Annotated in this window: 25 protein-coding genes; 5 read left to right on the forward strand and 20 right to left on the reverse strand. The window is 52.5% G+C overall.

The annotated features are described in order from the left end of the window. Positions 1-14: 14 nt before the first annotated feature. From NDA02_RS14665 to pilM, 11 genes are all read right to left on the reverse strand, one after another. Positions 15-617 carry a hypothetical protein gene (locus NDA02_RS14665; protein ID WP_348255177.1) on the reverse strand — a complete coding sequence of 201 codons (603 nt, stop codon included), beginning with the start codon at positions 615-617 and terminating at the stop codon, positions 15-17. 122 nt (positions 618-739) lie between these two features. Continuing rightward, a complete protein-coding gene (locus NDA02_RS14670) occupies positions 740-1,744 on the reverse strand; it encodes a pentapeptide repeat-containing protein (protein ID WP_199296480.1) in 1,005 nt (334 codons plus the stop codon). A 24-nt stretch (positions 1,745-1,768) separates the two neighbouring features. Continuing rightward, on the reverse strand, positions 1,769-3,127 hold the full coding sequence (locus tag NDA02_RS14675; protein ID WP_190791406.1) for a hypothetical protein: 1,359 nt from the start codon (positions 3,125-3,127) through the stop codon (positions 1,769-1,771). A gap of 518 nt (positions 3,128-3,645) precedes the next feature. Then, positions 3,646-4,668: a tetratricopeptide repeat protein gene (locus tag NDA02_RS14680; RefSeq protein WP_190791405.1), complete on the reverse strand. Its 1,023-nt coding sequence runs from the start codon at positions 4,666-4,668 to the stop codon at positions 3,646-3,648. 488 nt (positions 4,669-5,156) lie between these two features. After that, positions 5,157-6,608: an NAD(P)/FAD-dependent oxidoreductase gene (locus NDA02_RS14685; protein WP_190791404.1), complete on the reverse strand. Its 1,452-nt coding sequence runs from the start codon at positions 6,606-6,608 to the stop codon at positions 5,157-5,159. A gap of 72 nt (positions 6,609-6,680) precedes the next feature. Further along, a complete protein-coding gene (gene cobD, locus NDA02_RS14690; protein WP_190791403.1) occupies positions 6,681-7,847 on the reverse strand; it encodes a threonine-phosphate decarboxylase CobD in 1,167 nt (388 codons plus the stop codon). 20 nt (positions 7,848-7,867) lie between these two features. Then, positions 7,868-8,143, reverse strand: a complete 276-nt coding sequence (locus NDA02_RS14695; RefSeq protein WP_190791402.1) for an HU family DNA-binding protein — start codon at positions 8,141-8,143, stop codon at positions 7,868-7,870. A gap of 552 nt (positions 8,144-8,695) precedes the next feature. Further along, the gene (locus NDA02_RS14700; RefSeq protein WP_190791401.1) at positions 8,696-11,170 is read right to left on the reverse strand and encodes a type IV pilus secretin family protein; all 2,475 of its coding nucleotides are present in this window, start codon (positions 11,168-11,170) and stop codon (positions 8,696-8,698) included. A gap of 351 nt (positions 11,171-11,521) precedes the next feature. Further along, on the reverse strand, positions 11,522-12,298 hold the full coding sequence (locus NDA02_RS14705) for a pilus assembly protein PilO (protein ID WP_190791400.1): 777 nt from the start codon (positions 12,296-12,298) through the stop codon (positions 11,522-11,524). Continuing rightward, positions 12,295-13,146: a PilN domain-containing protein gene (locus tag NDA02_RS14710; protein ID WP_190791399.1), complete on the reverse strand. Its 852-nt coding sequence runs from the start codon at positions 13,144-13,146 to the stop codon at positions 12,295-12,297. The genes NDA02_RS14705 and NDA02_RS14710 overlap by 4 nt, the downstream gene beginning before the upstream one ends. Continuing rightward, entirely contained in the window at positions 13,147-14,265 is a 1,119-nt protein-coding gene (gene pilM / locus NDA02_RS14715) for a type IV pilus assembly protein PilM (RefSeq protein ID WP_190791398.1), read from the reverse strand. 537 nt (positions 14,266-14,802) lie between these two features. On the opposite strand from pilM, the gene purT reads away from it, so the two are divergent. Then, entirely contained in the window at positions 14,803-16,026 is a 1,224-nt protein-coding gene (purT, locus tag NDA02_RS14720; protein WP_190791397.1) for a formate-dependent phosphoribosylglycinamide formyltransferase, read from the forward strand. A gap of 330 nt (positions 16,027-16,356) precedes the next feature. Continuing rightward, positions 16,357-16,824, forward strand: coding sequence for an AP2/ERF family transcription factor (locus NDA02_RS14725; protein WP_190791396.1), 468 nt, complete (start codon positions 16,357-16,359; stop codon positions 16,822-16,824). Positions 16,825-16,904: 80 nt separating this feature from the next. Here the strand turns inward: NDA02_RS14725 and NDA02_RS14730 are convergent, their stop codons facing one another. From NDA02_RS14730 to NDA02_RS14760, 7 genes are all read right to left on the reverse strand, one after another. Beyond that, a complete protein-coding gene (locus tag NDA02_RS14730) occupies positions 16,905-18,431 on the reverse strand; it encodes an FAD-dependent oxidoreductase (RefSeq protein ID WP_348255179.1) in 1,527 nt (508 codons plus the stop codon). Continuing rightward, positions 18,424-19,341: an SH3 domain-containing protein gene (locus tag NDA02_RS14735; RefSeq protein WP_190791394.1), complete on the reverse strand. Its 918-nt coding sequence runs from the start codon at positions 19,339-19,341 to the stop codon at positions 18,424-18,426. The genes NDA02_RS14730 and NDA02_RS14735 overlap by 8 nt, the downstream gene beginning before the upstream one ends. Positions 19,342-19,407: 66 nt before the next feature. Beyond that, the gene (locus tag NDA02_RS14740) at positions 19,408-19,950 is read right to left on the reverse strand and encodes an NUDIX hydrolase (RefSeq protein WP_190791393.1); all 543 of its coding nucleotides are present in this window, start codon (positions 19,948-19,950) and stop codon (positions 19,408-19,410) included. Positions 19,951-20,038: 88 nt separating this feature from the next. After that, entirely contained in the window at positions 20,039-20,527 is a 489-nt protein-coding gene (folK, locus tag NDA02_RS14745; RefSeq protein ID WP_190791392.1) for a 2-amino-4-hydroxy-6-hydroxymethyldihydropteridine diphosphokinase, read from the reverse strand. Between the two features lie 30 nt (positions 20,528-20,557). Beyond that, positions 20,558-20,797 carry a 2Fe-2S iron-sulfur cluster-binding protein gene (locus NDA02_RS14750; RefSeq protein WP_190791391.1) on the reverse strand — a complete coding sequence of 80 codons (240 nt, stop codon included), beginning with the start codon at positions 20,795-20,797 and terminating at the stop codon, positions 20,558-20,560. A gap of 49 nt (positions 20,798-20,846) precedes the next feature. After that, positions 20,847-22,343 carry a cobyric acid synthase CobQ gene (cobQ, locus tag NDA02_RS14755; protein WP_348246581.1) on the reverse strand — a complete coding sequence of 499 codons (1,497 nt, stop codon included), beginning with the start codon at positions 22,341-22,343 and terminating at the stop codon, positions 20,847-20,849. A 120-nt stretch (positions 22,344-22,463) separates the two neighbouring features. Continuing rightward, positions 22,464-22,880 (reverse strand): Npun_F0494 family protein, encoded by a 417-nt coding sequence (locus NDA02_RS14760; protein ID WP_190793012.1) that lies wholly within the window; start codon positions 22,878-22,880, stop codon positions 22,464-22,466. Between the two features lie 177 nt (positions 22,881-23,057). On the opposite strand from NDA02_RS14760, the gene NDA02_RS14765 reads away from it, so the two are divergent. The 3 genes from NDA02_RS14765 to rpe all read left to right on the forward strand — a co-directional run bounded on the left by NDA02_RS14765 (position 23,058) and on the right by rpe (position 25,505). Next, positions 23,058-23,528 (forward strand): NUDIX domain-containing protein, encoded by a 471-nt coding sequence (locus tag NDA02_RS14765; RefSeq protein WP_190793011.1) that lies wholly within the window; start codon positions 23,058-23,060, stop codon positions 23,526-23,528. Positions 23,529-23,848: 320 nt separating this feature from the next. After that, on the forward strand, positions 23,849-24,388 hold the full coding sequence (locus NDA02_RS14770) for a phycobiliprotein lyase (protein WP_190793010.1): 540 nt from the start codon (positions 23,849-23,851) through the stop codon (positions 24,386-24,388). Positions 24,389-24,800: 412 nt separating this feature from the next. After that, positions 24,801-25,505 (forward strand): ribulose-phosphate 3-epimerase, encoded by a 705-nt coding sequence (rpe, locus tag NDA02_RS14775; protein ID WP_190793009.1) that lies wholly within the window; start codon positions 24,801-24,803, stop codon positions 25,503-25,505. Between the two features lie 146 nt (positions 25,506-25,651). Here rpe and NDA02_RS14780 read toward each other — a convergent pair whose 3' ends face one another. Both NDA02_RS14780 and NDA02_RS14785 read right to left on the reverse strand, forming a co-directional pair. After that, positions 25,652-26,167 carry a GNAT family N-acetyltransferase gene (locus NDA02_RS14780; RefSeq protein ID WP_190793008.1) on the reverse strand — a complete coding sequence of 172 codons (516 nt, stop codon included), beginning with the start codon at positions 26,165-26,167 and terminating at the stop codon, positions 25,652-25,654. Between the two features lie 272 nt (positions 26,168-26,439). Next, positions 26,440-26,724: a DUF427 domain-containing protein gene (locus NDA02_RS14785; protein ID WP_190793007.1), complete on the reverse strand. Its 285-nt coding sequence runs from the start codon at positions 26,722-26,724 to the stop codon at positions 26,440-26,442. Between the last annotated feature and the right edge of the window lie 78 nt (positions 26,725-26,802).

Here is a 26,802-nt window from a genome sequence, read left to right on the forward strand (position 1 = left end):
GAGTTCATCCTTGCTTAAGTTCGACTATTGTCGCCTTTTGCTTTATCTGCTTTATCCGCTGCTTTATCTGCTTTATCCGCTGCTTTATCTGCTTTAGCCGTCTTGGGATTTGACTTTTCGACAGTAGCAGATTCGCCGTAGAGTGCCTGGTTCAGCAAATCGCGGGCCGCTTCTGCCTGAGGAAGAGAAGATTGCAGCTTAATGTGATTTTGTGCAAAAACTTTCAGCGTTTTGAAGCCCTGCTTCAGGCTATCAATCTCTTCTTCCTCAACGGGTTCGCTGCCAAACAGTAAGCGATTGATCACGTCGTACACTTCGAGCGCAGCCTGCCGGTCTTTTTCCAGGTCAATCTTAAGCAGTGCCAGATTAGAAAGGGTTTGGACGGCTTGCAGCACTTCGTTGTTTTCGTCTAAGGCTTGCGGCTGGTTCATTTTACTGCTATCAACTTCAATAAAGTCCGAAGGATCTACCCCATTGGGGAACGCATCAGCCGGGATTTCTTCGTTCTCAATCCGGTGGTGAAGCTGCTCCATCGCCTGCTGACGGGATTTCTCGGAATCTTTGCCACGAACAGAAAAGATTAGATCGGGGCGTTCTGGAAGGGTATAAGCAACCATATTTTTAACTGGAGTGATTTGTTTATCTATAGATCTAGTGTACTAAATCCATAGACTTTTCCTTAAGCTAAGTAATTGTAGAAGTTTAATACCCATTCCCGAAAGTTGGGTGATAAATAATGTCAGGGATGAGGGCTACCGTCCGGCATTGTTGCCCCCTGTAAAATTGCACCTTGCAAATTGGTGCTGCTTAACTCTGCTCTGGTCAGGTTGGCATTTGCTAAATTCGCCTGCATCAGATTCGCTCTGGCAAGGTAGGCGTCCACAAGCTGGGCCTCGCACAAGATTGCCTGCCAGAAATTAGTACGGCTCAGGTCGGCGCGAGGTAGACGGGCGGCAGTGAGATTTGCTTTTGCCAGATGAGCGTTGGTCAGTTTGGTATCTGCTAGCAATGCCCCTTGCAGGCTGACGCTTGCCATATCTGCCTCAACCAGGATCGATCGCTCCAGACGGGCATTAATCAGCGATGCACCTCGTAGAATCGATCGCGTCAGATTGGCTTCGGTCAGAGAAGCATTGTGTAGATTTGCCTCAGTCAGGTCAGCATTGCTCAAATCAACTCCGCGCAGGATTGCCTCACTTAAATCTGCGCCGCGCAGATCAACTCGCGACAAATCCGCTCCGGTCAGGTTTGCGCCGCGCAAATCAGCTTTTCTCAGCGTAGCTCCGCGTAGGTTCACCGTGTAGCGATGATTCTCTTGGCGCAGGTTTGCCCCGCGCAAACAGACTCCGGTTAAATTTGCGCCGCCAAGCTGAGCATTTCGTAGATCTGCATTCTGTAGATTCGCATCCAGCAGGTTAGCCAGCGATAAATCCGCACTGCGAAGGTCTGCTCCTGCAAGAATGGCTCCATGCAGGTCAGCGTCTTTGAGAATCGCGCCTGTAAGTTCTGCTTGGGTCAGGTTTGCGCCGCTCAGCTTACTGGCAGTCAGGTTTGCCTTGCTCAGCTTCGCTCGGTTGAGATAGGCAAATCGCAAAACGGTACGCTGGAGGTCTGCCTGGCTGAGATCAATCCCAATCAAATCCGCTTCAGCCAAATCCGATAGTGCCAGCCGTACCCCATTAAAGTTCGTTTTGCCTACACCATACTGCCTGAGCAGATCGGCTGCTTTGATAGCTTCATTCATAGGTTGGTTCGGTGATAGGGTTGATCATCTCAGCCGATCGCCGTCAGGGAAGACAGATGGAGATGGAGATGGAGTGGGAGCAGTCTGAGTGGGAGCCGCAGTATGGGGCAGGGGACTGGTAAGCTGGGAAAACTCCGGCTGAGTGGCTCCTGAGGCATCACCATTCGCAGGCAGAGCAGATGAGCCAGACGAAAACTGTTGGATTGCTTGTAGCAATGCATCGATTGATGGCTGATAAGCCTGGGGATTAGGCAATTGTTTAACAATTTGACCCAGCGCAGTGTTGAGGTAAGCCGCCTGACGATAGGTCTGCATTGTCATTTTCAGGAGGTCATCGAGATCGTAGTCTTTCAGGATGCCTTCGTGCTGCTGTAGCTGAAAGGGTTCGTGCAGCAAAGAAAACAGCAAAATTTTTGTGCGAAGTGGATTGCTTGCCTGCACAACGCTCTGTCGCAGACTAAATCGTTCACTCAACCTCAGGTTCGATGGCTTCAAGTCACTTCCCTGCAAGTCACTTCCCTTAGAGGAAGCCAGGGTTTTGCCTGCGATCGCAGAAGATCCACCATTCGATCGCTTGTTTTGTTCATGCAGTAACGCGGAGAGTGCGGCTGTTGCTTCTGCAATAGTCGAAAATTTTGTGCTACCAGAGCGAGAATTCAAGCTGCTCGTTGCGTCCTCCTCAAAGCACTCCGCCTGAGTGTCCTCCAAAACCGTTGGTTCTGCTGCGACGGTTTCAGAGTCGAAATAAAGAGGCTGGAAAGCTTGAATCAAACGATCGGCAAGCAAGCGATATTGGGCGGATTTGCTCAGCGTTTTCACTACGTTCTCAAGCAGAACACAAAGAACTGTTTTGGTTGGCGTCAGGCTGTGCAGCGTTTGGATAAGCGGCAGAAGCGGTGTTTGCTCTATTGTTTTTCGATCGGACTCCCACTGATGAGTACAGGCGAGGATGAGCAGTTTCTTCAGGCGCAGTGGCTCTGGATCGATCGTGAGCTGTTGGGCAATCGCCTCGTAAATTTGAGGATCTACCGTAGGAATGAGCACGGCGTCCAGATAAATGGGTTTCAGCAAGCCGAGGAGGGTATGGGCAACCAGGATATACTCTGCTGGTCTGTTGAGATGATGTGCTGCCTCTGTTAGACGGGTTTGCAGTTCCTGCCAAGTGGGAGCCAGCGATCGCAGGGTGTGAAGCAAATCGGAAAACTGAACTGCCTCTAATCGAGCTGTGTCACTCTCCCAGGTTCCAGTGCAGCTATAAATCAGCAGCTTTTTGAACCGGAGGCTTTGTGAGTCTTGCGCTAAAGCTTGCAATACTTTAGTTGCCTCAGCTTCACTGGCATGACCGGAAGTAGGAACTGTCGAAACAGAAGAAACGGGAATCATGCGCGGGATACAAGCAAGGAATTAAGATGCAGACTGACAGCATTAGAATGCCCATTACCCCAATCTAGGGATGCGCCTGGTTAATGTTATTTTTATCAAGACTAAATTAACTATCTCAGCGGAACTACGGCAATACGAGAATGCTAGCGTTCAAGACGCAATTACCCCAGAGGAACAGGTTTCGCAGTTGAGTGCAGTTTGCCGCAGAACCACTGGTTGGCCACAGAACTACTAAGGACGCGAGAGGGCTTGTGGCAAAAAGTCTGTCAGTACACGGATAAATCGGGCTGCATAAACGCGATCGAGGAACTGAAGCGTAGGCGATCGTCAGGATACAAACCGTGAGCCAAACCAAACGTGAATCAAAAGTGTGAAACAGAACTGTGAGATAAAACTCTGAGATAAAACAAAAAAGGTAGGCTCAAAACCTACCTCGATGAGACGAATTTTATGAAACTAATAACGAATCAGAAGTTTAGGTAAGGTAGACCGCGTGTACCCTGAAGAGATTCCAGCCCTTAGAGCGCATCCATTAAGCGTTTAACCCGCTCAACAAGAGGCTTGTGCTCAATTTGTTCGCTCAACTTACGAGCATCTTTGTAGTAGGACTGTGCCCATTCTTTCTGGTTCATCGTGGCATAAACCGAGCCAATGTTGAGTAGGGTTGAGATTTCGCCCAAACAGTCACCCAAATCCCGGAAGCGGTTAATGGCTTTGTTATAGAAGCTGAGTGCTTGCTTGCGTTCGCCCAGCAGACTGTAGGTAAAGCCGATGTTGTGCAGCGTATTTGCCTCGCCCGATCGATCGCGCATTTCTTTGCGAGTCAGCAGAATCTGGTGATACAACAGCAGTGCTTCTTTCGGTTGACCCATATCGCTGTAGATCGAGGCAATGTTGTTGAGAGTAGTCGCCTCGCCCGAAAGGTTTTTGATTGCCCGCTGGATCGATAGAGCCTCCTGGAAAAAGCCCAGGGCTTGCTCTGACTTGCCCATTGCCGTGTAGGCAAAACCAATGCCGTTGAGGGTAGTCGCTTCACCAGAGAAGTCGCTCAACATTCGACGCATTGCCAGAATTTGATAATGCAACAGCAGGGCACGCTTCGGCTCATCCAACTTAGTATGAATCAGAGCAATATTGTTCAACGTCGAGATTTCGCCCTGCGTGTCTCCCAGGCTCTTGAAAATAGGCAGTGCTCGGCTAAAAAATTCTAGAGCCAACGATAGCTGTCCGAGATGATTGTAGGAGGAGCCAAGATTGCAGTAGCTCGTTGCTTCGCCCTGGTTATCGCCCAGTTCCTGAGTGCGTGAAAGTCCCTGATAGAAGAATTCAAGGGCCTTTTGAGGCTGCCAGCAGTGAATGTAGGCTAAGCCAACATCGTTGAGCGCATGACCTTCTCTGGTGCGGTCTTGCATCTCTCTAGAAAGGCGGAGATTTTGTCTGGAAAGGTCGAGATATTCTTTATATTTTCCCTGCTTGTAGAAGGCGTTTGCCTCTGTACGGCGGGTTTCCCATTGCTGAAGCTGACCAAGTAACTGCGCCATCGGGGTTTCGTGAAGATTCATCAGGTGGACTGGATTGCGGTACGGTGACTACTCTAAGGTAGTCATACTGATGACTAAATTACTCCCCCAGTTAGGGAAGCTTATCTATCATTCTCTACCTTTTGGTACAGGACGTAAAGCGGCAAATATGCTGAACTCTTAGACTACTTTTTCAGTGGGATTCGCAAAACTGATACTCTCACTTCATCAGAGAATTTTAGGTATAAATTTCAAGCCGTTTTAATTGAAAGAACTAATCAAGATTCAGAAAAAAATAGGCTGATTCTCTAGAAAAGAAGCTGAGCTTTAGTTTTGCGCTGATCGCATTACTTTAGCCAGATAGAAACTTAGCCGAGCCCGAAACACAATACCCACTATGCTGCTGTTCGAAGTACGTGTGAGCAGGTTGTTCCTTTATACGTGTGGCGAAGCGATGACGCCGTTGAAGGGGTTGAGAAAAATCCGTTGATGTGACTCAAAAAATTGACTTATGAAGACCAGGAACGACGGAGATCAAAATAGCGATCGAGCCAGGTGCGCTGTCCGGTCGTTAATCTCTGGTATCGCCAGGTATAAGTCAGGGCATGAAGCATCTCTGCAAACGTGGGGGATGGAATCGGCAGCTGCGCCAATTGCGCCATCGACAAGTTTTGCTGCATTGCCAGCGTCAGAATACTGATCCATTCACTTGCCTGAGGTGAAACGATCGTTGCCCCCAGAATTTTACCGTCCTGCCGCAGGATAAGTGTGCAGAAGCCAGCCATTTCTTCTTGAAGATAAGCTCTGGCGATCGTCTGGGTTGAAGTCGTCAAGATCCGCACCGCTTTGCCGTAGGTTCGTCTGGCTTTTATCTGATTCATGCCCACCTGAGCAATCTGCGGATCAGTAAACAGCGTCCAGGGCACAAGGTGAGACTGAACCTTTCGCGGCGAGAGAAGCAGCGCATTATGCAGAACGAGATCGGCTTCTTCCCGAACCAGCTGGGGCAGCGCGAATCCGCCTAGAGTTTCGCCGCAGGCATAAACACGCGGATGGGTCGTCTGGAGCATGCGGTTAACTGTTACCCCGTCTGGAGTCCACTTCACCCCGATCGCTTCTAGCTTCAGGTGCGCCAGATCGAGCCGTCTTGCTGTTGCTAGCAATAGCAGATTTGCTTCAATGCAGTGTGCTTTTCCACTTGCATCCTGTCCATAGAGCCGAATGCCAGAGTTCGTTGTCTGAACCTGTTCGATGCTGACTCCGGTAAAGAGCGAAACTCCTTCGGCTTCAAGCTGCGCCTGGATGAGCCGGACTGCTTGCGGATCAAATTGGGGCAAAAACCGTGATTGAATCAGCGTCACCTGTACGCCAAGCCGCTGAAGGATCTGGGCAAATTCGATCGCCTGCGGGTCGTCTCCCAGAATTGCAATTCGCTTGGGCAGCGTTTCTCCCTTAAACTCAGCCAGTGCATCCAGCGTTAAAACAGTAGCTCCGTCCAGTCCGAGAATTGCAGGATAGATCGGTAGACCGGGCAGTGCCAGCAGGTAGGCCCGCGATGAGAGCGATCGTCCGTTCACCCGGTAGCCCAGGCGCGGTAGTCGATGAAACTCACCCTGCCCCACAATTACGTCTACTCCTGCCGCCGCAAGCTGATCGAGGGACTGCTGCTGCTGGATCATTCGCGTTTCGGTCAGTATTGGAGCAGTTTGAGCAGCAAGGTTGAGCAGTTCGGGGGGGGAGGTGAGCCGAGTAGGGTGGGGCATTTCTTGTGATCGGGGCAACTGCTCTATCCGATAGCTCAGGTTTGCCCATTCGCTCAACAGCATCCGAAAATTATCAGTCCCTCGAGGCGGCTGTGGCTCCACTAAAGCAACCTGCGCCTGAAATCGACAGGCCAGCGCGGCAACCGATCGGGCAACGGTCGTACCGCCCAAAATCACAAGGTCATAGTCTACAGCCATGAGCAGATCAAGATGCAGGATGGGGCAGAACGACAGTTACTTCTAAACCGGTTACTTCTAAACCAGTTACTTCTAAATAGAATGGGGCAGCACTTGAGCCAGGGCATCGAGCAATCGTCTATTCTCAGACTCGGTGCGAACCGCAACGCGAAAGAAGCGATCGCCCAGTTCAGGAAAACTTGTACAGTCGCGAATCAGGATTCTGTGCTGCTGAAGAAGCTGGCGCTGCAATTCGATCGTAGACCCCTGGAACCAGACCAGCAAAAAATTTGCCGCACCGGGCAGCGGAGACAAACCGGGCAGGTCAGCCAGTCCTCGATAAAGCTGGTTTCGGGCGATCGGGAGCCAGTCGAGGGTTTGCTGCTGAAATGCAACATCCGTTACAACTGCCTCGGCTGCTACCGCCGCTAGCGTATTCACCGACCAGGGATCGCGCCACTGCTGCCAGCGATCGAGGCGATCGGGGTGAGCAATCACATAGCCAAATCGCAGTCCCGGAAAGCTGTAAAACTTGGTGAGCGATCGAAGGATGACCAGATTGGGAAAGTCGGTGATGCGATCGATCAGGCTTTGCTGTTCGTCTGGCGGTAAAAAGTCCATAAACGCTTCATCCACAACGACCAGCGCGTAATGTTCCAGCAGGGGCAGCAGGGATTGTTGGTCGAACAGTTGCCCAGTGGGGTTGTGAGGGTTGTTGAGGAGAAGCCCGGTGGAGGAATGGGGGAGTGAAGGCGTGAGGGGAAGAGGAGATGAGGGGGTAGGCGGTAGAGGCGAGGTTTGCTGTTCGTTCTGGATTTTGAGCAAAAACGCTTTGCCAGACTTGCTTGGTTCGGAGGACGAGGGAAGGACGATGGGACAGGGGACGATTTTGGCGTCGAATGCCCGGAGTGCCCGCAGGTAGTCGCCAAAGGCAGGGGTGAGCAAATGGGTGGCGTTGAGTTCTGCCAGTTCGCGGCTTGCCCAGGTCAGCAACTCGGCAGAGCCGTTGCCGGGGAGAACCCAATCGGGGGAAAGGCCGTGGGTGGCTGCGAGAGCTTGCCGCAAGGAGGTGTAGCCCGGATCGGGATAGTGGCAGAGATCGCGGAGGCTGGACTGGATGGCGACGATCGCAGACTGAGGTGGACCGAGCGGATTAATGCTGGCAGAAAAATCCAAAATCTCAGAAGGGGAACAGCCTGCCAGGGATGCTGCCCAGGTTAAGTTCCCCCCGTGTCCGGGTATCCGGCGTGATGGTTGCACGATGTTCGCGGCTTGTGGGGTTATTTGCCCACCATTTCCTTAAACAGTTTACCAGCCGAGAATGCTGGCACTTTCGTTGCCGGGATTTGCATCGCTTCTCCGGTTTTCGGGTTGCGACCTTCCCGCTCTTTGCGCTCACGTGGCTCAAAGGAACCGAAGCCGACTAGCGTGACTTTGTCGCCGTGGGAAACTGCTTCCATAATGGAGTCGATCGCAGCCGTTAAAACTGCATCAGCTTGCTTTTTGGTGACGTTTGCTTTTTCTGCAACCTTGTCCACTAGTTCGCCTTTGTTCATGGTTATCTCCTTGCAATGGTAATCAGCGAAGTTAATGATTAGACTCTCACGAATTAGCATCGTTGATCTAATCGGTGGAATTCGAGAAGGAAATCAGACAGCGATCGCTGAAACCCTTGTTAACTCGAATTTTCAATGCTTTATTCTAAATGCAAGATCCCCAATATGGATCGATCAAACCTTTAATTTATGTAGATTTGAAGCACTTTTTAAAAAATTCCTGCCGATCGACGGGGTTATGACAGCAGAAAGCTGCAAAACTGTGTACAAATACTTATGAAATTCACGTTTTTACCATCAGGAAGAAGTCTTGCGAAGCCCGTGCTGCTCACTCCTGAGCAAAAACAGAGCGGAATAAGTTTTGCATCATTTCGAGAAGGAATTACACCGATCGACCTTATCCTTTTAATCCTTTCTGATTGAAAATCACGAGTCGATCGATCCGTTGCCGGAGGCAGAAAATCAACTCGTGATCGTTTAGAGGATGTTTGAGAGGTTACGACTATTTCCCGAACCGCCCCTAACTCTCAATTCGGGGGGAACGGAGTTGCCTTAGGGAAGCTGAACCCCCTGTCGGCGTAAAATCTCATCGGCTTCTGGGCTAGGCGTATAGCGATAGCCAAAAGAAGAGAAGTCTGAATCATCGAGCACACGCGGGGTCAGCAGCACGATCACTTCTTGACGCGTGTTGTTGCGGTTGGTTCGTCTGAACAGCGCACCCAGGATCGGAATATCGCCCAGAATTGGTACTTTGCTGACGGAAGTACGATCGGTTTCCTGAATAATACCGGACAAGATTAAGGTTTGCCCGTCTCGAATTCGTACCTGACCGGAGGTTAATTGCCGTACTGAGAGTAGCGTTACCTCCCCATCACCAACTTGCCGCGTTTCAACTGGAGCCGAAACAGTAGGAGCGATCGCCAGGGTGACAAACCCGTTATCGTCAATACGGCTGACATTTACCTGGAGCTGGAGTCCTGCGACGGCTTTTATAATGTTGACCTGTTCCCTTGTGCCGCTGGGCGTGTCCACACGCTCAATTTCAGTTTCGGAAATTACTTCCTGTCCCAGGTTGACAGTGGCTTGCTGTCCTTCCTGGATTACCAGCGTTGGATCGGTCAGGATTTTGGCATTGCCGCTGACAACCTGGGCTTGCAAGCTTGCCAGGAATCGCGTCGGATAGCGGAAGAACGACGGTAATCCCGATTCGGCAGTTCCTACTTCGCCTCGCTCAACGTTGGCGTTGCCGTCTGCGTCAATTGTAATCACCGTATCTTCTGCCAGTTCAACATCGGTGATTCCAGTCTCGAAGGGATCAGTCGAAACCCCGCCAACACGACGCAAAAACTCGGCTGCGGCTGAGGCTGCTACACGGCGCACAGTTCCGTTTCGCTCATCAATGATAATTGTCCCCGGTGTCGTTCCTGGAATGCGGATACCCGGTTGATCAACATCAAGGAACGTATTGCCGCCCGCAAACGGGTTAGGAATCGCGGGTGGACTCAGCACGCTGCTGCCTGCGGTTGCTGCATTAGGCGGATTGTTGCCGCCGTAGTTGATAAAGGCATTGCCCCCGTCACTCAAGACAAAGGTATCGCCCACGCCAAACGAGAAGCTGGTGTTGAGGTTATCCGTTGCTGCCAGGTTGACATCCACAATTTTGATGTTGACTGCCACCTGACGCTGGCGCAAATCAAGCTGAGACAGCAGTGACCCGGCGACTTGTACCTGCTGGGGCGTCCCCACCAGCGTGACAGCCTGAAGCCGTTCATCAGTTAGTACCGATAACCCTCTCAGCAGGAGTGGACCTGCCCCCGCCGTTGCTGCCAGAGGAATAATCTGAGTTGTTGTGTTGTTTGTGACAATCTGGTTTGCGCCTTCACCCTGCACGGTCCGAGTCGTGGACTCAACCACCCGCTGGGTTTCTGCACCCTGAGCACTGAGGAAAGAAGCAGCAGCGGCAGCTGTGACCTGATTCAGGCGCAGCGTACGAATAATGTTGTTTCGGGCAGATGCCGGAAGCAGCGTTCCCACAAAAATGGTTCTGCCGCTACGGTTAGCTTGTAGGTTTGCGACGCGCAGCACATAGTTGAACACATTCTGGACTGGCTCATTTTCAATATCGAGGGAAATCCGCACATCTTGCGGTGCGCCCCCTCCTTCGGCTGGAGCCGCAGCTTGCCCCGGTCCTTGCGCTTGAACTGCCTGATCAAGATAAGCTACGTTGAGTCCCGCAGCCCTTGCCAGCAGTGATAAAACTTCCCGTGCCGGAGCATCGCGCAGCACCAGACGCGGCACAATTTCGGATGTGCCCAGATTGATTTCTTCGGGGGCAGCATCTGTACTGGAAACCGAAATATCGCCTAATGGCGGCGCAACCGCTCTGGGTAGCAAAGGCGGGGCTGCTTCACGCGAGGGCTGCACCACCGGAACTCCCTCGATCGTCACTTGAGGATTGGGAACCAGCACATCAGGCGCAGGCGCATTCGGGAGAGGAACTGCCGGAGCAGCTGGAGCCGGAGCAGCCGGAGCTTGAGCCACCTCAGGCGCAGGAACAGGAATTGCCGTCGCTGTTGAGCTGCTGGTGTCATTGGCTGAGCTGCCTTCGGAAACCCCATTGACATTAAGCACAATGCCACGCTGTCCCTGATTGATCTGTCCATTGGGGGTGCCGCTGCCGCCGTTGACGGTAACTCGCACACTGTTTGTGTCAAGCTGGGCAACGCTGACCGAGCTGATCCCGGGAGCCGGATTGTTTTGCACAAAGCCGCTGTTGTCGGGCAGGCTGAGCTGAGTATTAATTAAGTCTGCGATCAGGGCATTGCCACGATTCACAGTGAATACCTGAGGTCGATCGCCCTGACGGGTTTGCAGCACTACCTGCATTCCGCGATCGGTTTGATTCACCTGTACATTTGTAATCTGGGTTGCCGCCGCACGAGCGGGCTGAGCCGAGACGCAAATTATCGCTGCCCCTGTCAGGAGGCTTCCCCCCAAAATTCCACCAAACTGATAATGCCGATTCACGATTCACTCCTCCTTCGGGCAATGGGTCAACTGGAAAGAAAACAAAACTGTCATGCCCTGGTCAAACACACACAATCAAACACACAATCGAACCCGCACAATAGCAAGCAAATCCACTTAAACTTGCCGACAGACCCGGAGGATATTTGATTTGAAAAGTCATGCTTGCGGTTCAAGCTGCCCCCAGACCTTTAATTTTGGGAAAACCCGACTTCCTCCCAACTCTCAAAGCCCCCACCGAAGGGAAATTTAGGGACAATGCAGCACCGCTCATACTCCTTAACCATCCTCTAGGAACGACTTCCTTTAATCTGGATACTTCACCTCAGGCTCTTGCAATGGAAACAGCCTTTACTGCGCTGGAGGGCTTGCCGCTGCCGGAGCAGTTCTTGCGGCTCCAGGTGGGTTAATCGGCACTAAAGCCTCCAGCCGGAAGCCAGTCTCCACGCGGGTTTCGGGCTGCCCTGCCGGGACAATTTGCCCTTGCGGACTCAGCACAATTCGCTGGGTGCTGCGATCGAGTTCGGACCTGAAGTTATCCACGACCAGCAAGGGCTGAAGCCGCTCGATGTTGCGAATCACCGACTGCGTCTGCGGGAACGACCCCAAAACCTGGACATCATACACCCGCCGTTCGAGCTGGTTATTCACCGCTGCACCGAGGGAGCCATCTGTGACCGGACCGGAAGCATCGGGCAAAAAATTAAACCGAGAAAGTCTTGCCCGTCGATCCGGGTCTTGAATTCCCGCATTCACAGACTGCACCCGCTCGTTCACATCCAGCAAAAGCGTATCCAGGCTTTCCTCGGTGGCAAATAGCCCCAGCACATCTGCCTGAAGCTGCTGAGCCGATCGCAGCCGTTCTCTCGCCTGAGCAATCTGCTGCTGAGCATCGCCCAAGTTGGCAAGTTCCTGCTGCTTACTTTGAATATCGGTCTGAAGCTGCTGGTTACGATCGAGCGTAGGCTGCACCAGATTCGCCCAGAGCAAATAAGCCCCGACTGCTCCCGCAACTGCCAGCGCAATACCGCCGACCGTAGGCGTGAGGCTAATGCCAAACACCTTGGGGTACGACGGTCCTTCCAGATCGCGACCTTCTGTAGGAATAAAATCTCCGCCAACGGTCATGGTTTCAAAACTCCTCTATCCCGAAGTGCCTGAATTCTTGAAGCCAGTCCTACAGACAGCGTGCGTTCCAAATCGCGCAGCAGCTCTGACGCAGGCAAACTGGTCAGATTGCTCTCTATTGTGTATTCCACCACTTGCGGTAGCTCCACAGTAACCGCTCCGCCGCCCTGACCCGAAAACTCGATTTGCGTCGCGTTGTCTATTAGCCGCGAACCAACTAGCCGCACATCTTCGCTGTCCAAAAAGGGCGATCGTTGCAGCGTCAGCACAAAGTCATTCACATCATTAAACGATCGCGCCTGTCCAGTAATTCGCACTCTGGGCACGCCAACCGAAGCAGGGGGCGGTGCTGCCTGAGGCACAGGGCTGGCTTGTGGACTGGCTCCCGGACTTGGGCTGGCTACCGGACTCGGACTGGGCGCAGGGGCAGCCGGAGGGGGTGCGGGTTCAAGCTGCTCGATCGCCTGAATCTGCACATTGCCGGGAACCCGTGAGCGAACATCCTGCAAGATGGCAGACCAGGGACGAATCTGGTCAAACACGGTCGCGAGCGCCTGGTTCTGTGCCTCGATTGCTTGCACCTGCTGATTAATGCTGTTGACTTCCCCCTGCTGCACCCGAAGAGCGGCGAGCTGATTGTCGAGTTCAGCAGACTGTTGTTCCAGGGTACGGTTTTGGTTTTGCAGCAGCAGCCAAGCTCCACCTGTGAGTGCCAGCAGCGCAACGCCGACCGCTGCCCCAATGTAGATTGGACGCGGATCATCCCGCACGACTGCCCGTCGCTGGACACCTTTGACTGCCTGCCGCTCGGAGCGATCGCTAAGAAAGTTGATATCGAGACTATACATTTACCACGCCTCCCGTAAGCTCAAACCCAGAACGACCCCCAGCCCCACGCGCTGCATTAGCGGAATATCCTGCTCAACTTCGAGCGATAGGGCATTCACCGGATCAACCGCGCTTGTCGGTAGACTCAACCGCTGGGAGAAAAACTCATCAAGCTGCCCGATCGCCCCGCCTGGTCCTGCCAGGAGGAGCTGAGCCACTTCCATGTTTTCGCCCTGGTTGTGATAAAAGTCGATCGATCGGCGCAGTTCGTCTGCCAGTTCGCCCAGAACGCGCAGCATTGATGCCGTACCCGGATTCATACCGCCCTTAGGTGGAGCGGTTGTGCCCATACTGTCCATCGGCACGATCGGAATCGTCATGCCTTGAAGCAGATCGATATTGCGCGACGGCGGCAGATTCATTGCCCGACTCAGAGCCGTTTGCACTTGGTACGTCCCGATCGGCACAGTGCGCGAAAACTGCGGTACACCATCTACCACGATCGAAATTTCGGTGTTTTCAAACTGAATATCGACGATCGCGGCGGCTTCCTGCGGCGAAAACTGGCGCAACTGCTGCCGAATCGTGCGGATCAGCGAAAAGCTGCTGATTTCCAGCACGTCCACAATTAGCCCCGCTTGCCGGAAGGTATCGAGATAGGAATCAGTTACTTCTTTACGGGTTGCGACCAGCAAGACCTGCACCTTCTCAATGCCATCTTCGTCCACGAAAAAGCCGAGTTTTTGATAGTCTACGTCAGCTTCCTCCCGGGGAAACGGCAGATACAATCCCGCTTCCTGGTTCAACACCATTTCGCGCAGTTCGCGATCGTCCAGCTCAGCCGGAACCGGAATGATGCGCGTCACCGTGTCCCGCCCGCTGGGAATTGCCGTTGCAGCGTGTTTGACTTTCAATTTGCTTTCTGCCAGCAAAGACTGAAGAATTTCTGCCATGCCTGCCGAATCAACAATTTGTCCTTCTTGAAACACGCCCTCTGGCACTTCTGCAGAAGCCAGGGTGGTTAGCTGAAAGCCCTGCCCCTTCTTCTTTAGCCGCGCAACATTGACGCGATCGGGCGTTAACTCGACCCCGATTCCTTTTGTTTTTTTGGAAAATAGACTTTTGAGGTTACTAACCACCGTTTCTATCCGTATCGCTTAATAAGAAAGCAGAAATACCGAGAGGATGAGTTGAAGTCAACTCAAGGACAAAACTAGATAACAGTCCAACCCACTCTGAGCCACCATTATGCTAATCCAGGATACCCAATCTAAATCACTTTAGATCGTCCTATCCTTTGCGAAAAATGAATGACGACAGAAATTGATCCTCCTATCAAGATAAAAACCTTGAAACTGGAAGACCTGTTCTGGACTTCTTGGACTCGATCGCTACTTGTGAAGTTCTGAAAACTAGACCCGGCAAACCCCAAATTCCGCCGTAAAGCTACCTGAGCGATTTAATAACGTTTCAAACCGCAGATTTTACAAACCGGAATTTGGCTCAACATATAGAGAACTTCTGGCGAGATGATAACTCAATTTCTGAGAAGTGGAACGAAATTGAACAAATTTTTTGCGGGCAACATCTCGAAATTCGATTCAGTCTTGCCAATGGAATTGTAGATTGATTAATAGAGCCATTTATTATCTGTAATTTCTTTCGCGAGATTTTCTATGTGCCCATCCCCATCTGCTCTGCCCTGGCAACCCTGGGGCACACCGCTCACGCCCTCTGCTCAACGCCTGCTGCTGCTGGGTTCAGGAGAACTGGGGCGAGAAGTGGCGATCGAAGCGATGCGGCTGGGAATCGAGGTCATTGCAGTCGATGCCTACGCGAACGCCCCCGCAATGCAAATTGCCCACCGATCGCACGTTATGAAGATGCTGGACGGTGATCAGCTTCGTCAGCTCATCGAGCAGGAGCAGCCCGATTTGATTGTGCCAGAAGTTGAAGCGATCGCCACCGCCACTTTAATCGAGATGGAGCAGGAAGGCTGGCGCGTCATTCCCACCGCAAAAGCCACTTATCTCACCATGAACCGGGAGGGCATTCGCCGTCTGGCAGCAGAAGACCTGGGCTTACGCACCTCTCCCTATCGCTTTGCCGAAACCGAAGCCGAGTATCAGGACGCGATCGCCGCTCTGGGATTGCCCTGTGTGGTGAAGCCCGTAATGAGTTCCTCAGGTAAGGGACAAAGCACCATTCGCACCGAAGCCGAAATTATCCCTGCCTGGGAATATGCCCACGCGGGAGGACGAACCCAAAATGCACGGGTGATTGTTGAAGGCTTTATTCAGTTCCATACCGAAATCACGCTGCTCACGGTGCGGGCGACCGATGGCACTCACTTTTGTCCGCCGATCGGTCATTTGCAAATTAGCGGCGACTATCGCGAATCGTGGCAGCCCTGTCCATTGCCGGAAGCAACGCTGAAACAGTGCCAGGACATTGCCGCTAAAATTACCGATGCCCTGGGCGGCTATGGCATCTTCGGTGTGGAGCTATTTATCGAAGGCGATCCAAGCGGTGAACAAATCGTGTACTTCAGCGAAGTCAGCCCGCGCCCGCACGACACAGGCATGGTCACCCTGATCAGCCAGAATCTTTCGGAGTTTGAGCTGCACGTTCGCGCCATTGCCGGATTGCCGATCGGATCGATCGACCTAATTCAACCCGGAGCCTCAGCCGTGATTCTGGCAGACACCGCAGGCGAGAATCCTCAGTTCACCGGAGTCCAGGATGCGCTGAAAGTGCCGACTAGCAAACTACGTTTGTTTGGCAAACCGAAATGCCACAAAAATCGCCGCATGGGAGTTGCGCTGGCACTGGGAGAAACAATCGATCAGGCAAGAGAACGGGCAAAAGCCTGTGCTGGGGCAGTCAAGGTGATTGTTTAGAGAATGGTTTCAAGCTGCTGATCAAGGGTTCAAGGGGCGCGCAGATAATTCAGGCATCCAGATGTTTATGCAAGAGAATCTGATAATGGCTTGCTGGCAAGCGGTGCGCGGGTGGCAGGCGAGTTTTTGCTGGCAGCAGTGATTGGATTTCCGAGCGGGATATTAAACCTTGCCATTCAACAATTCGATTCAAACAGCGAACTAGGTTAGGCACAGACTGCAACGCATCCCATCGCTAAACAACACAGGTCAGGCGATCGCGAACTCATTCTGCTTCTGGCTCACGCCTCACTCAGCCAAACCCAACAAGGCCTGGATCAATGCGATAGGATGAAAGCTGCAAACGTGTTATTAAAAAGTGAAATTGTTACGGTGGGCATTAGTCGGATCGACCAGTTTGAAAAAAATAATTTTGGCTATTACGTGAGGCTAAAACGGCAGGGAAAACAGGTTGCAAAGTTCTTTTCTGACAGTAAATATGGCGGACAGAATAAAGCACAGCAAGCCGCCCAAACTTACTATCAAGAATTGCTGGAGCAGTTTCCCGCAGTCTCTCAAGCCGGACGAAAAACCGTTCGCAATACAAGCGGTTATGTGGGCGTAAGCAAAACCAGTTCGCTCCGCAAAGGACACGAATACGAATACTGGCAGGCGTGCTGGGGCAGCGGAGCCGATCGCAAAAGCGTCAAGTTTTCGATTCAAAAATACGGCACGATTCGAGCAAAACAGCTTGCAATTCAAGCAAGACGATCGTGGGAACAGGAAGCCGTTCAGCCAGCATCAGTTTCGCAGGGGTAAGTCGATTGTCTTGAAACAGCCTCTTCGATCGGTCGCGGCTTAGACTCCCCACTCTAGATTCCTCGATAAGACAGCAAGAATTAAGGCAGCCAGAACCGAGGCAGCAAAGACTGACTGACCTCGCGGATCGATCGATTCACGCTGCGCGCAAGCTGAATATGGGGTTCGTCCGGTTCCACAGGTAGAATGGATGCCGCTGTGCCGCGACGAAAACGATCGATTACCTGATTGGCGGCTTCGAGTCCGGTGACATACGCCTTTTCCTGCGACCAGGAGCCGTGGCGCGTCACAATCCAGTCACCGCTCATATAGAGATTGGCGATCGGCGTGGTGACGGGCAGCATATTCGGGTAGCTTCCGGGGGCGAAGTGGGTGACGGCTCTGGGCAGACGAATCACGCTGCTGTCGATTACCTTTGCCTGGGCAAATTCGGGCACACAGGTTGCCAGGTCGCGCTGCACTTTGGCGATAATTTGCTCGTCGCTGCGAGGCAAAAGCTGATTGGCGTGGTAAAAATCTACCTCAATTACGCTGCCTGGCTCGTCCCGAAATTCGTCGTGCAGGGCGTTTAGATCAAAAAATGTCCAGCCTGTGGTTGTGTCAAAGCCAAAGCAGGCATTTGAGGGCAGCGGTACGTTCACTTTGCGATCGAACCAAAGCCGAGTTGCCAGGACATCGATCGCTCCCAGATTCATTAAATTACAAAACTCGGGGAAGCGTCGCAGAGTTGCACTGTTGCTGACAATTTTCTGCATTCCCGTCACGCCTACGGCAAAAATCACCGCATCGGCTTCAAAGGTTTCTTCGCCGCAGATGATGCCCTTCACCTTGGGTTGATCTGATTCCTCGTTTAGCATCAAATCACTGACCCGTCGATTGGTCAGCACCCTGCCGCCCGCCTGCTGAATTCGCTCCATCCACGGACGAGAAATCGTTGTGCCCACGGTGCCGCGACACCAGACTACGTCAAAATCGGGCTGGTGCGCAAGGATGAAGTAATAGAGCATTCCCAACGCTGCCGCCGCCGAACACTGCTCTCCGGGGGCAAACAAACCCACCAGCAGCATCGGTTCAAATGACTCTTTGTATAGCCGCGCCGACACGCCAAACTGCTTAAACAGTTCACGGGCAGTCACGCCGTCATAGCGTCGCCAGGCTTCATCTGAGTTATCAAAATCTACCAGAGCATAAAGCAAGGGCAGCGCAGACAGACGATCGACCAGCGGCAATCGCTTAAACTTGGTGTAGAGAAACGTCCCCAAAGGTGTGGGCAGTCGCGGTTCCTGCTGAAAAATGGGCGATTCCACTTCTAACCCAGCAGGCGAATACTGAGACGATCGCGTCCACTCTGTAAACGGCTGAATGCCTAATTCATCGACGAGCGAGAAAATATTGCGATAGGGATACCAGAACCCGTGGATTCCGGCTTCAACCGATCGCCCGCCGGGGGTTTGCCAGCCTGCCACCAGTCCACCCGGATAGGCTCCCGCTTCCAGCAAGGTCACGTCATAGCCCTGTTTTGCCAAATGATAAGTTGCGCCCAGACCTGCCCAGCCTGCTCCCACAACGACCACTTTTGGAGCTGCTAAGCCAGAAGCATTAGCCACAGCGTCCGCCTCCCAGCGTTGAACCGCCATTTCCTGCAAGTACCTGAATCCACCCTTCTGCTGGAGCCACAATATAAGCTAAACGCTGGCTGCCGATCGTCTGGGTTGCGCCCGTAAACTGAAAGTTATAGGTTCCCACAGGAATAATTGAAACACCTGTGCTGTTCAGATCGGGCTGTCGGCGTACCACTAAACCTTCACGCGGCAGCACATCGCACGTGGTTGTCACGATCGCCCTCCCGGTTGGAACAGGCTGAGGAGAGACGATCGCAGGCAGAGGCGGAACCGTGGGACGAACCGCAATATTATTGGACTGGTTATTCGGTTGGGGTGTGGGCTGCGGAAAAGCCTGGGGCTGCGGAAAGCTCTGCGGAGCAGCAGAAAGGGGCGGGACGGTGACCTGCGATCGTCCAGGCGGTAGGTTGGGCTGTGGGAAGTTCGGTGGGGTGACAGAATTAACGGGCGATCGGGTGGCAGCAGGCTGCGCTGGGTTCACTTGCGGGAATGAAGTTGGATTGACACTGGCTTGCGTCACACGGGCTGGAACCGATCGCTCAGGCTGAGCCGAAACGGGATAAGCACAGGGAGTCGGGGGCGTGAGATAGCGGGCTTCGACCCAACCTACGATCGGTTCCCGAATGCGGCTCCAGCCCGTTCCGGTTCCGATAACTTCCAGGCGCACAGTTTGTCCGGCAGGAAGGACTCCCTGCGAAACGCTGATGGGGTCGGGCTGCTGGTAAACTCCGGCAACGGTATTGGTCTGGCGACAGTTGGTCTCGCCTGCCTGGGCAATTTGGAACGATTTCGGATTTGATCGTTCATTCAGGTCAATGGCAGCGCCTGGCAAACTGCTGAGCACGATCGCCAGCCCACTTAAAACCGCAACCTGACCCAGTAAATCAATGCCCATCTTTCCCCACCCACAGAACAAAATTCTAGATGCGAGGAATGATAACACGGGATTAGCGGGCAGACCTTAGACCGACAGGAAGGGACGCGCCAGGAAAAAGCTGCAAATTGATTTCGCGTCGATCGGTTCTCCGTTTGAAATCGATTGCTCCAGTTCCTCAGGCGACATCAGCACCGTTTCGATGTCTTCATCTTCGTCCTGGTTGGGCGGCGTTTCGAGCTTTTTTAAATCCTGCGCCAGAAACGCATAGATAATCTCGTCGGAATAGCCCGGAGCCAGATAAAACTGCCCCAGTTTCTGCCAGCGATCGGCGTGATAGCCCGTTTCTTCTTCAATCTCTCGCTGAATCGTGGTGAAGGGATCTTCATTCGGTTCGATCGTGCCCGCTGGAAATTCAAGCAATCTGCCTTCTGCCGCAAAGCGATATTGCCGCACCAGCACCAGTTTGCCCTCTGGTGTGACGGGAACTGCCAGCGCACCGCCCGGATGCCGCACGCACTCCCAGTCGCCGATCGCGCCATTGGGCAGCCTGAGCCGCGCTACTTCAAAGTTAAACTTGCGTCCACGGTAGAAGAGTTTGTCTTGCAGGCGATCGGGGGGTTCGAGCATCGGGGTGGAGGCGTGAGTGAATGGGGAGGGGGTGGGAAGGGAGTTCAGCGCTTGGCTTGCCTTTGATTGAGTCGAGCTTTGGCAGGGGTTATGCGAGTTGCTGGACGCCCGATCGATCGACTTGCTGGGCGAGGGTAGCGATCGTCTTTCCAGAGACAGGTTCTATCCAGTTAGGGGCGATTTCGGCGAGGGGAATCAGGACAAAGGCGCGATCAGCCATACGCGGATGGGGAATTTGCAGTTGGGGGAGGGTCAGGGTCAGATTGTCGTACAGCAGTAAATCGATATCGAGGGTTCTTGCGCCCCAACGTTCGCGGCGGACTCGCCCAAACTGTTTTTCGATGTTAAGCAGGGTGTGCAGCAGGGTTTCGGGAGCAAGCGAGGTGGAGAGGATGGCACAGGCGTTTAGATAGTCGGGCTGAGGGGGACCGATCGGCGCAGTTTGGTACAGGTGCGATCGAGCTGCGACGTGAATTCCCGGAATAAAGTCAAGCTTGCTTAAGGCATCCTTCAGCGTGGCTTCTGAATCGCCCAAATTGCTACCTAAACCGATCGCCGCTTGATGCCCAACGCTCAATGATTTCTCCTTTTCTCCTTGCTAAACCCCTTACCAAGTCGGATCAACAAATAAACTAATCGTGAGTTCTGCCCGTCCCGGAGGCACGGAGCTAATGCAGGCACGAATGGGCTGACCGTCTTCTAGCTCAACCTCGCAGGCATGGCACGACCCCATCAGGCAACCTGTGGGAATGACCAGTCCGGCGCGATCGGCAACCTGAAGCAGCGGCTCTCCCACCTCAGCGGCTACGGTTACATCATCGGGTAAGAAACGCACCTGTACGCTCATTAGGGCTCTTCCACTGCAAAGACACTGCCAAGATCAAGAATTAGGATAATCACTTGTCGAGGTGTTGCAGAATCGGGTTCAAGTCAAGATGCTGACCCACTGCACTCGCCAGTGTATCAAACATCGCTTCTCGCTGTTCCCGATAGTTGGGAATGCCCGTGGGCAGAGATTTTAGACCGCGCTGCTGCCGGAGTCGATTCAGCCAGGCTCGCCGCCAGGGACCGTTATCGAAAATGCCGTGCAGGTAAGTGCCCCAGATCGACTGGGTGGTATCAACCACACCGAGATTTTGGTCTTCAAACAGCGGCTTAAACACGGGTTCGTTGCCTTCGCCGTCTGACTCTGCCAGGTGGCTGCGTCCCTGGTGAATTTCGTAGCCTGCTACGGGCAGTCCGGGCTGGGGAAAATTAGACGTGACCAGTCGTTGACGGGCTACTTTTTGTCCAGTAATCACCGTCTTTAGCGGCACAAGTCCCAAGCCTTTGTATCGTCCTTCCTGTCCTTCCAGTCCTTCAGGGTCTGCCAGCAGTTTGCCCATCATCTGAAAGCCCCCGCAAATACCCAGAAGCGTGCCACCTGCCGCGACGTAGTTTTGGATTTCTTCTGCCATTCCAGTGCGTTGCATTGCGACCAAATCGGCGATCGTCGTTTTCGATCCAGGCAAAATCACCGCATCGGGATAACCAAGGGATTCTTTCAGCGTCACATATTTCACATTCACCGAGCTTTCCGATTCAAGCGGGTCAAAATCTGTGAAGTTCGAGATTCGGGGCAAACGAATCACCGACACCATCAAATCAGCATTGCTGTTCCGAGCGGGACGATCCAGCAGTGACAACGAATCTTCTGCCGGAAACACTTCTTCAAACCAGGGAATCACCCCCATCACTGGAATGCCCGTGCGCTTCTCCAGCCAGTCAATGCCGGATTGCAGCAGTTCCCGCTGTCCGCGGAATTTGTTGATTACGATGCCACGAATCAGTGCTCGCTCTTCGGGTTCCAGTAGTTCTAGCGTACCGATGATATGGGCAAAGGCTCCACCCCGATCGATATCCACCACGAGAATGGTCGAAGCATTGAGATATTTGGCAACCCGCATATTCGTCAGGTCGCGATGCTTCAGGTTCACCTCTGCCGGACTGCCCGCCCCCTCACACACGATCAGGTCAAACTCCTCGCCCAACCGCTGAAGCGATTCCTCGATCGCCTGCCAGCCCACCTCAAAAAACTGGTCGTAGTAGTCGGCGGCTCCCACTCGTCCGGCAACTCGCCCCTTAAGAATGACCTGAGAAGTCATGTCGCCCTGGGGCTTTAGCAAAATCGGATTCATCTCCACTCGCGGCACAATTCCCGCAGCCCAGGCTTGAACGGCTTGCGCATGACCAATTTCACCGCCGCTCGGAGTCACGTAGGCATTCAACGCCATATTTTGTCCCTTGAAGGGAGCCACTCGCCAGCCGCGCCGCGTCAGCATCCGGCAAAGTGCGGTTGTCAGCATAGATTTCCCGGCATGGGATGTAGTTCCGACAACCATAATTGCTTTCATGGAGAACCTCCGGCAGTAAAAGGGAAAGTAATGGAAGCAGACGAAACTGAGAGCTGAGCCAGAATCAAGATTTTTTCGATCGCCTCAATCTTAGACCTGAAAAATCGGGAACCGAAACATCTAACGCAGCCAGTCGGGTAGGTGGAGCCAGCGTTGAGCCATATTCATAAATCGATCGCCCCCGCTTGCAGGCGCAATTTCACCCTGACCCTGCCACTTTTCAGCCAGCAAATGTCCGAGTGGGGTGAGTCTAAAACTATCGGTTAACCCTTGCCCATCTACTTCGCGCCGCAGCAGCCCGACCTGAATTAGCCACAGCAAATTATTCTCGACAGATAGTTCAGCGATCGACTGACGGGTGTATCCTTGCTCAACACCTGATTGTCCAGCAATAGCGCGCAGTTCGACACTTTGATGTTTCATAGTGGCAAACAGCTTGAGCCGGAAGGGAGAGCATCGCAAAGCACGATCGGCACGATCGATCGTCGCCGAAGCATATTGAATCGGCTGAGAGGGGTGGGGGCGGGTCGAAGTCATGAAAATTACTGTCAACGCTGTCAAAACTTAACGAATTGAGGCGGTAGAAACGTCTGCACCCCAAAATTTACTGACCTTTCCTATCTTATGATGTTTCCCTAAACCGACAATAAAGTTAACGCATTACCCCTTTACAGAATCTTCTTTTATCCCCTTCGTTCATCACCGATTGAATTTATGAGCAACATACCCCACACCGATGCCGCCTTTGGAATTGTCCCCATTTTGCCGCAGCCAGACGGCTACCAATTTCTCTTGATTCAGCACTGGGGCGGACACTGGGGTTTCCCAAAAGGACACGCCGAAGCCGAAGAAACCGCGATCGCCGCTGCTCGCCGCGAGTTTGAAGAAGAAACAGGAATCTCGGCTTATGAAGTGATCGAATCGGTTTCGTTTGTAGAACAGTACCGCTTTTTTAAGGACAAACAGCCAGTCGACAAAACCGTGACCTATTTCCCCGCCTGGGTAAAATCCACGACCGTGATTCGCCAACAGGAAGAAATTCAAAACTACTGCTGGCTTCCTTACGAAGACGCGCTTAAGCAAATGTCGTTTAAGCAGGGCAAGCAAATTCTCCAGCAGGTGCAGCAGTATTTAAGCCAGATTGATTTGAGCAGGAGAAATTCAGCAAAAACCGGTGGAATTTAACCTAAGAATTTAATGCCCCAAAGGAATACCCGCATAGAGTGATGTCGCTGCTAAAACCAGCGGGTAAAACCAAAATAGGACTGCAAAAACAGGACTGCAAAAATTCAGGCATACCAGGCTCCTCTAGATTAGGGCGCGATCGAACACAATTTAGGGAGTTTTTGAAAAGCTTGCTGATGCTCATTGCCTACCCAGAGTTGAATTTTGTATTTCTAGCTACCAAGGTAAACTTGTCTTAATTTATATTAAGAAGTGTGACAAGGGTGTTACATCATCCCGCGTCCGGCTCAGGTTAATTTCAAGCTGCAAGGAGTGATACTGTGACTGCTTCCTTACTGACTTCATCGGCAATCAACGAGTCCCTGATTGCAGAGTTTTTCAGCAAATCTGTAGGACAGTGGCGATCGGAGCGTCGCTACTACACCTTGCCCGATGGAGAAACGAAGGAAATGGTCAGCATTATCCAAATTCGCTTTCTGGAGCAGGGTTGCCCGGAACTGCGAAAGCTTGCACAGCTTCATCAGCTTGCCGACGAAACCGCCCTCATCTGCGGCGCAGAAGTTTCCTGGGATGCAGCGAATTCAGTCAACGGGCGCAGAGAGTCCAGAGGTCACACGCTGTTCGGCGCACTCGGGTCGATTCTGTATCGCGATCGAGGTTTTGCCACCCCCAAGCCTGTCACTGCTGACTACCACTTCATTAACCCCAATACGCTCTGCCTCCGCACTGAATACAAAGGTTCCAAATTCGAGGAAGAGCTAAAACTCGTGGGCAGCCAGTATCGCACCCGCCAAACGATCATTTCCCATGAGGGAGAGCAGCAGATGATCGGTCAATATCTGGAAAAGCGCATCAGTTAGGGAATACAAATTCTAGGGACGATACATTCGATCGATTGAGTGTTCCAGTGCCAATGGGCGTTTTGTGGCACAGGCGTTCTTCTTCACCCCGATAACAGAGCTTTCGTCTTACTGAATTCGTCTTACTGAAACTGAAGCGGTCGGGCACCCTGCTCATTCCATAAGAAGGGTTGCTAAGAAAGGCTGCTGATGGAATTCCTATTCTTTACGTGCCTACTCACGTGCATCTCAGATGATTAAGGCTCGATCGCGGAACCGCTTTCCTCGATCGAGTTTGCCTTTTGCATGGCTCAGAATGTGATGAAGCCGTGATGAATTTATGCCTCAACAACTTAATAAAGATGAAAAGACTGGGAACACGCTTTGTTAAACTGAGTACAAAACCGGACGCAGGAGAGAGCTAAAGCAAGCCATGACCCAAACCGCACCCCGCCAAACCGTTATTGCCCCTTCGATTTTATCGGCAGATTTTAGTCGGCTCGGTGAAGAAATTCAGGCAGTCGATCGCGCTGGCGCAGACTGGATTCACGTCGATGTAATGGACGGTCGCTTTGTTCCAAATATCACGATCGGTCCCCTGATTGTAGAAGCGATTCGCCCCTACACCCAAAAGCCGATGGACGTTCACCTGATGATCGTCGAACCCGAAAAATACGTGGCTGACTTTGCCAAAGCGGGCGCAGACATCATCTCTGTTCATGCCGAGCACAACGCTTCGCCCCACCTGCACCGCACCCTGGGTCAGATTCGCGAACTGGGCAAGCAAGCCGGAGTGGTGTTGAATCCCGCTACGCCGCTCGAACTGATCGAGTATGTGCTGCCAATTTGCGACCTGGTGCTGATCATGAGCGTTAACCCCGGCTTCGGCGGACAAAGCTTTATTCCCGATGTGCTGCCCAAAATCCGCAAGTTGCGTCAGATGTGCGATGAGCGGGGCCTGAATCCCTGGATCGAAGTCGATGGTGGTCTAAAAGGCAACAATACCTGGCAGGTGCTAGAAGCCGGAGCCAATGCGATCGTCGCGGGTTCTGCGGTATTCGGAGCAAAAGACTACGCTGAGGCGATCGAGGGGATTCGCAACAGCAAGCGTCCACAAGCAGAACTGGTTACGGCTTAGCCTTACTAAGTTAATTCATAAAATAATCTGGGGCGTAGCTAGCTATGCCCTTTTTTGTGTCGCAACCAAGCCGTTGAAACGCCTTATCCAATGCCTGCCAATCGCCATCCGGTCTCAACTCATCCGCTTAACCCGGCTTCATACAGTCAAGGGGCAGCAGGATTACTATTCTCGCGAATCTCCCACCGCCATAAGGGTCCGTCCTCAGGATCGATAATCTCTGAAACTTTGGTCATTCCACACTTTTCTAATACGCTTGTTGAAGCATTAGGCTCTGCCAGGGTATGAGCGCAAACACAGTCAACCAGAGCAGAGGCAAACGCAATTTCAATAAGTTGGCGCGCCGCAGACGTTGCAAACCCTCTACCCTGATAGCTTGGGGCAACGGAGTAGCCAATCTCAACCGTGCGGTGAGCATCAGGAACCGATTTAAAGCCGCCAAACCCAACTAACACCCGCTCAGGCTGAAAGAGAAGCAGATACGGCAGCCACGGATGCCAAATCTCTGAAGCCTGCATACTGTTAAGGCTGTATTGAAGTGCCCCCTCGAAAGGTAAATAGCGATTGGCAACCTGAAATCCGTAAGCAGCTTGAAACGCATCAGGCCCCTCAATCAGCTTCTCAAGGTGTTCAGCAGAGCAAGGAACAATTTCGATATCCATCACTCAGACTTCCTCACGTTGCTAGGCTACTGCACCAATTGCATTGAACGATTTTCCACAAAACGCCAATTATTAACTCGAAAGTATTAACTCGATAGTTCCGTGTTTTGGCTTTCGCAGGGTATCTAAGAGCGAGGGTCAATGTTGCCGTCTCTCAAGCAAATAGCAAGCGAATAGAAGACAGGATAAGGCTACCGGAGCCGGTGTAATTCAGTAAAGATTTACTACAGTTTGCCTAGCCCATCCTGCGTCTTCTATTTGTCCTGATGGCTCTATGCCTCGACCTTGACTCCGCGCCAAAAAGCCACATAACCCTCGATGTTCTTTGCGGCATCCTTCGCTTGCGGGTAGTACCAGGCAGCGTCTTTGTTTTCCTGTCCGTTTACTTCGATCGTGTAATAGCTGGCAGTGCCTTTCCAGGGACAGGTAGTGTGGGTGTTGCTCGACTTGAAGTATTCGGACTTAATCGCGTCGGGTGGAAAGTAAAAGTTGCCTTCTACCTTTTCGCAGCGATCGCTTTCCGCTAAAACTGAACCATTCCAAATTGCCTTGGGCATAATCTTAAACTCCTTTCGCTCAAACTTTTCCCGTTATTGCTTTGGCTGTATGTATTGCTTTGGCTGTATCTATTGTGC

It is taken from the genome of Leptolyngbya sp. ST-U4, from assembly GCF_039962215.1.
GTDB lineage: Bacteria > Cyanobacteriota > Cyanobacteriia > Elainellales > Elainellaceae > Leptolyngbya_A.

Bases quoted from the DNA above. Each gene is read 5' to 3' on its own strand.
- NDA02_RS14665 (WP_348255177.1), bottom strand. From the start codon at position 617: ATGGTTGCTTATACCCTTCCAGAACGCCCCGATCTAATCTTTTCTGTT.
- NDA02_RS14670 (WP_199296480.1), bottom strand. From the start codon at position 1,744: ATGAATGAAGCTATCAAAGCAGCCGATCTGCTCAGGCAGTATGGTGTA.
- NDA02_RS14675 (WP_190791406.1), bottom strand. From the start codon at position 3,127: ATGATTCCCGTTTCTTCTGTTTCGACAGTTCCTACTTCCGGTCATGCC.
- NDA02_RS14680 (WP_190791405.1), bottom strand. From the start codon at position 4,668: ATGGCGCAGTTACTTGGTCAGCTTCAGCAATGGGAAACCCGCCGTACA.
- NDA02_RS14685 (WP_190791404.1), bottom strand. From the start codon at position 6,608: ATGGCTGTAGACTATGACCTTGTGATTTTGGGCGGTACGACCGTTGCC.
- NDA02_RS14695 (WP_190791402.1), bottom strand. From the start codon at position 8,143: ATGAACAAAGGCGAACTAGTGGACAAGGTTGCAGAAAAAGCAAACGTC.
- NDA02_RS14705 (WP_190791400.1), bottom strand. From the start codon at position 12,298: ATGACCGTTGGCGGAGATTTTATTCCTACAGAAGGTCGCGATCTGGAA.
- NDA02_RS14710 (WP_190791399.1), bottom strand. From the start codon at position 13,146: ATGTATAGTCTCGATATCAACTTTCTTAGCGATCGCTCCGAGCGGCAG.
- purT (WP_190791397.1), top strand. From the start codon at position 14,803: ATGTGCCCATCCCCATCTGCTCTGCCCTGGCAACCCTGGGGCACACCG.
- NDA02_RS14725 (WP_190791396.1), top strand. From the start codon at position 16,357: ATGAAAGCTGCAAACGTGTTATTAAAAAGTGAAATTGTTACGGTGGGC.
- NDA02_RS14735 (WP_190791394.1), bottom strand. From the start codon at position 19,341: ATGGGCATTGATTTACTGGGTCAGGTTGCGGTTTTAAGTGGGCTGGCG.
- NDA02_RS14740 (WP_190791393.1), bottom strand. From the start codon at position 19,950: ATGCTCGAACCCCCCGATCGCCTGCAAGACAAACTCTTCTACCGTGGA.
- NDA02_RS14750 (WP_190791391.1), bottom strand. From the start codon at position 20,797: ATGAGCGTACAGGTGCGTTTCTTACCCGATGATGTAACCGTAGCCGCT.
- cobQ (WP_348246581.1), bottom strand. From the start codon at position 22,343: ATGAAAGCAATTATGGTTGTCGGAACTACATCCCATGCCGGGAAATCT.
- NDA02_RS14760 (WP_190793012.1), bottom strand. From the start codon at position 22,880: ATGACTTCGACCCGCCCCCACCCCTCTCAGCCGATTCAATATGCTTCG.
- NDA02_RS14765 (WP_190793011.1), top strand. From the start codon at position 23,058: ATGAGCAACATACCCCACACCGATGCCGCCTTTGGAATTGTCCCCATT.
- rpe (WP_190793009.1), top strand. From the start codon at position 24,801: ATGACCCAAACCGCACCCCGCCAAACCGTTATTGCCCCTTCGATTTTA.
- NDA02_RS14780 (WP_190793008.1), bottom strand. From the start codon at position 26,167: ATGGATATCGAAATTGTTCCTTGCTCTGCTGAACACCTTGAGAAGCTG.
- NDA02_RS14785 (WP_190793007.1), bottom strand. From the start codon at position 26,724: ATGCCCAAGGCAATTTGGAATGGTTCAGTTTTAGCGGAAAGCGATCGC.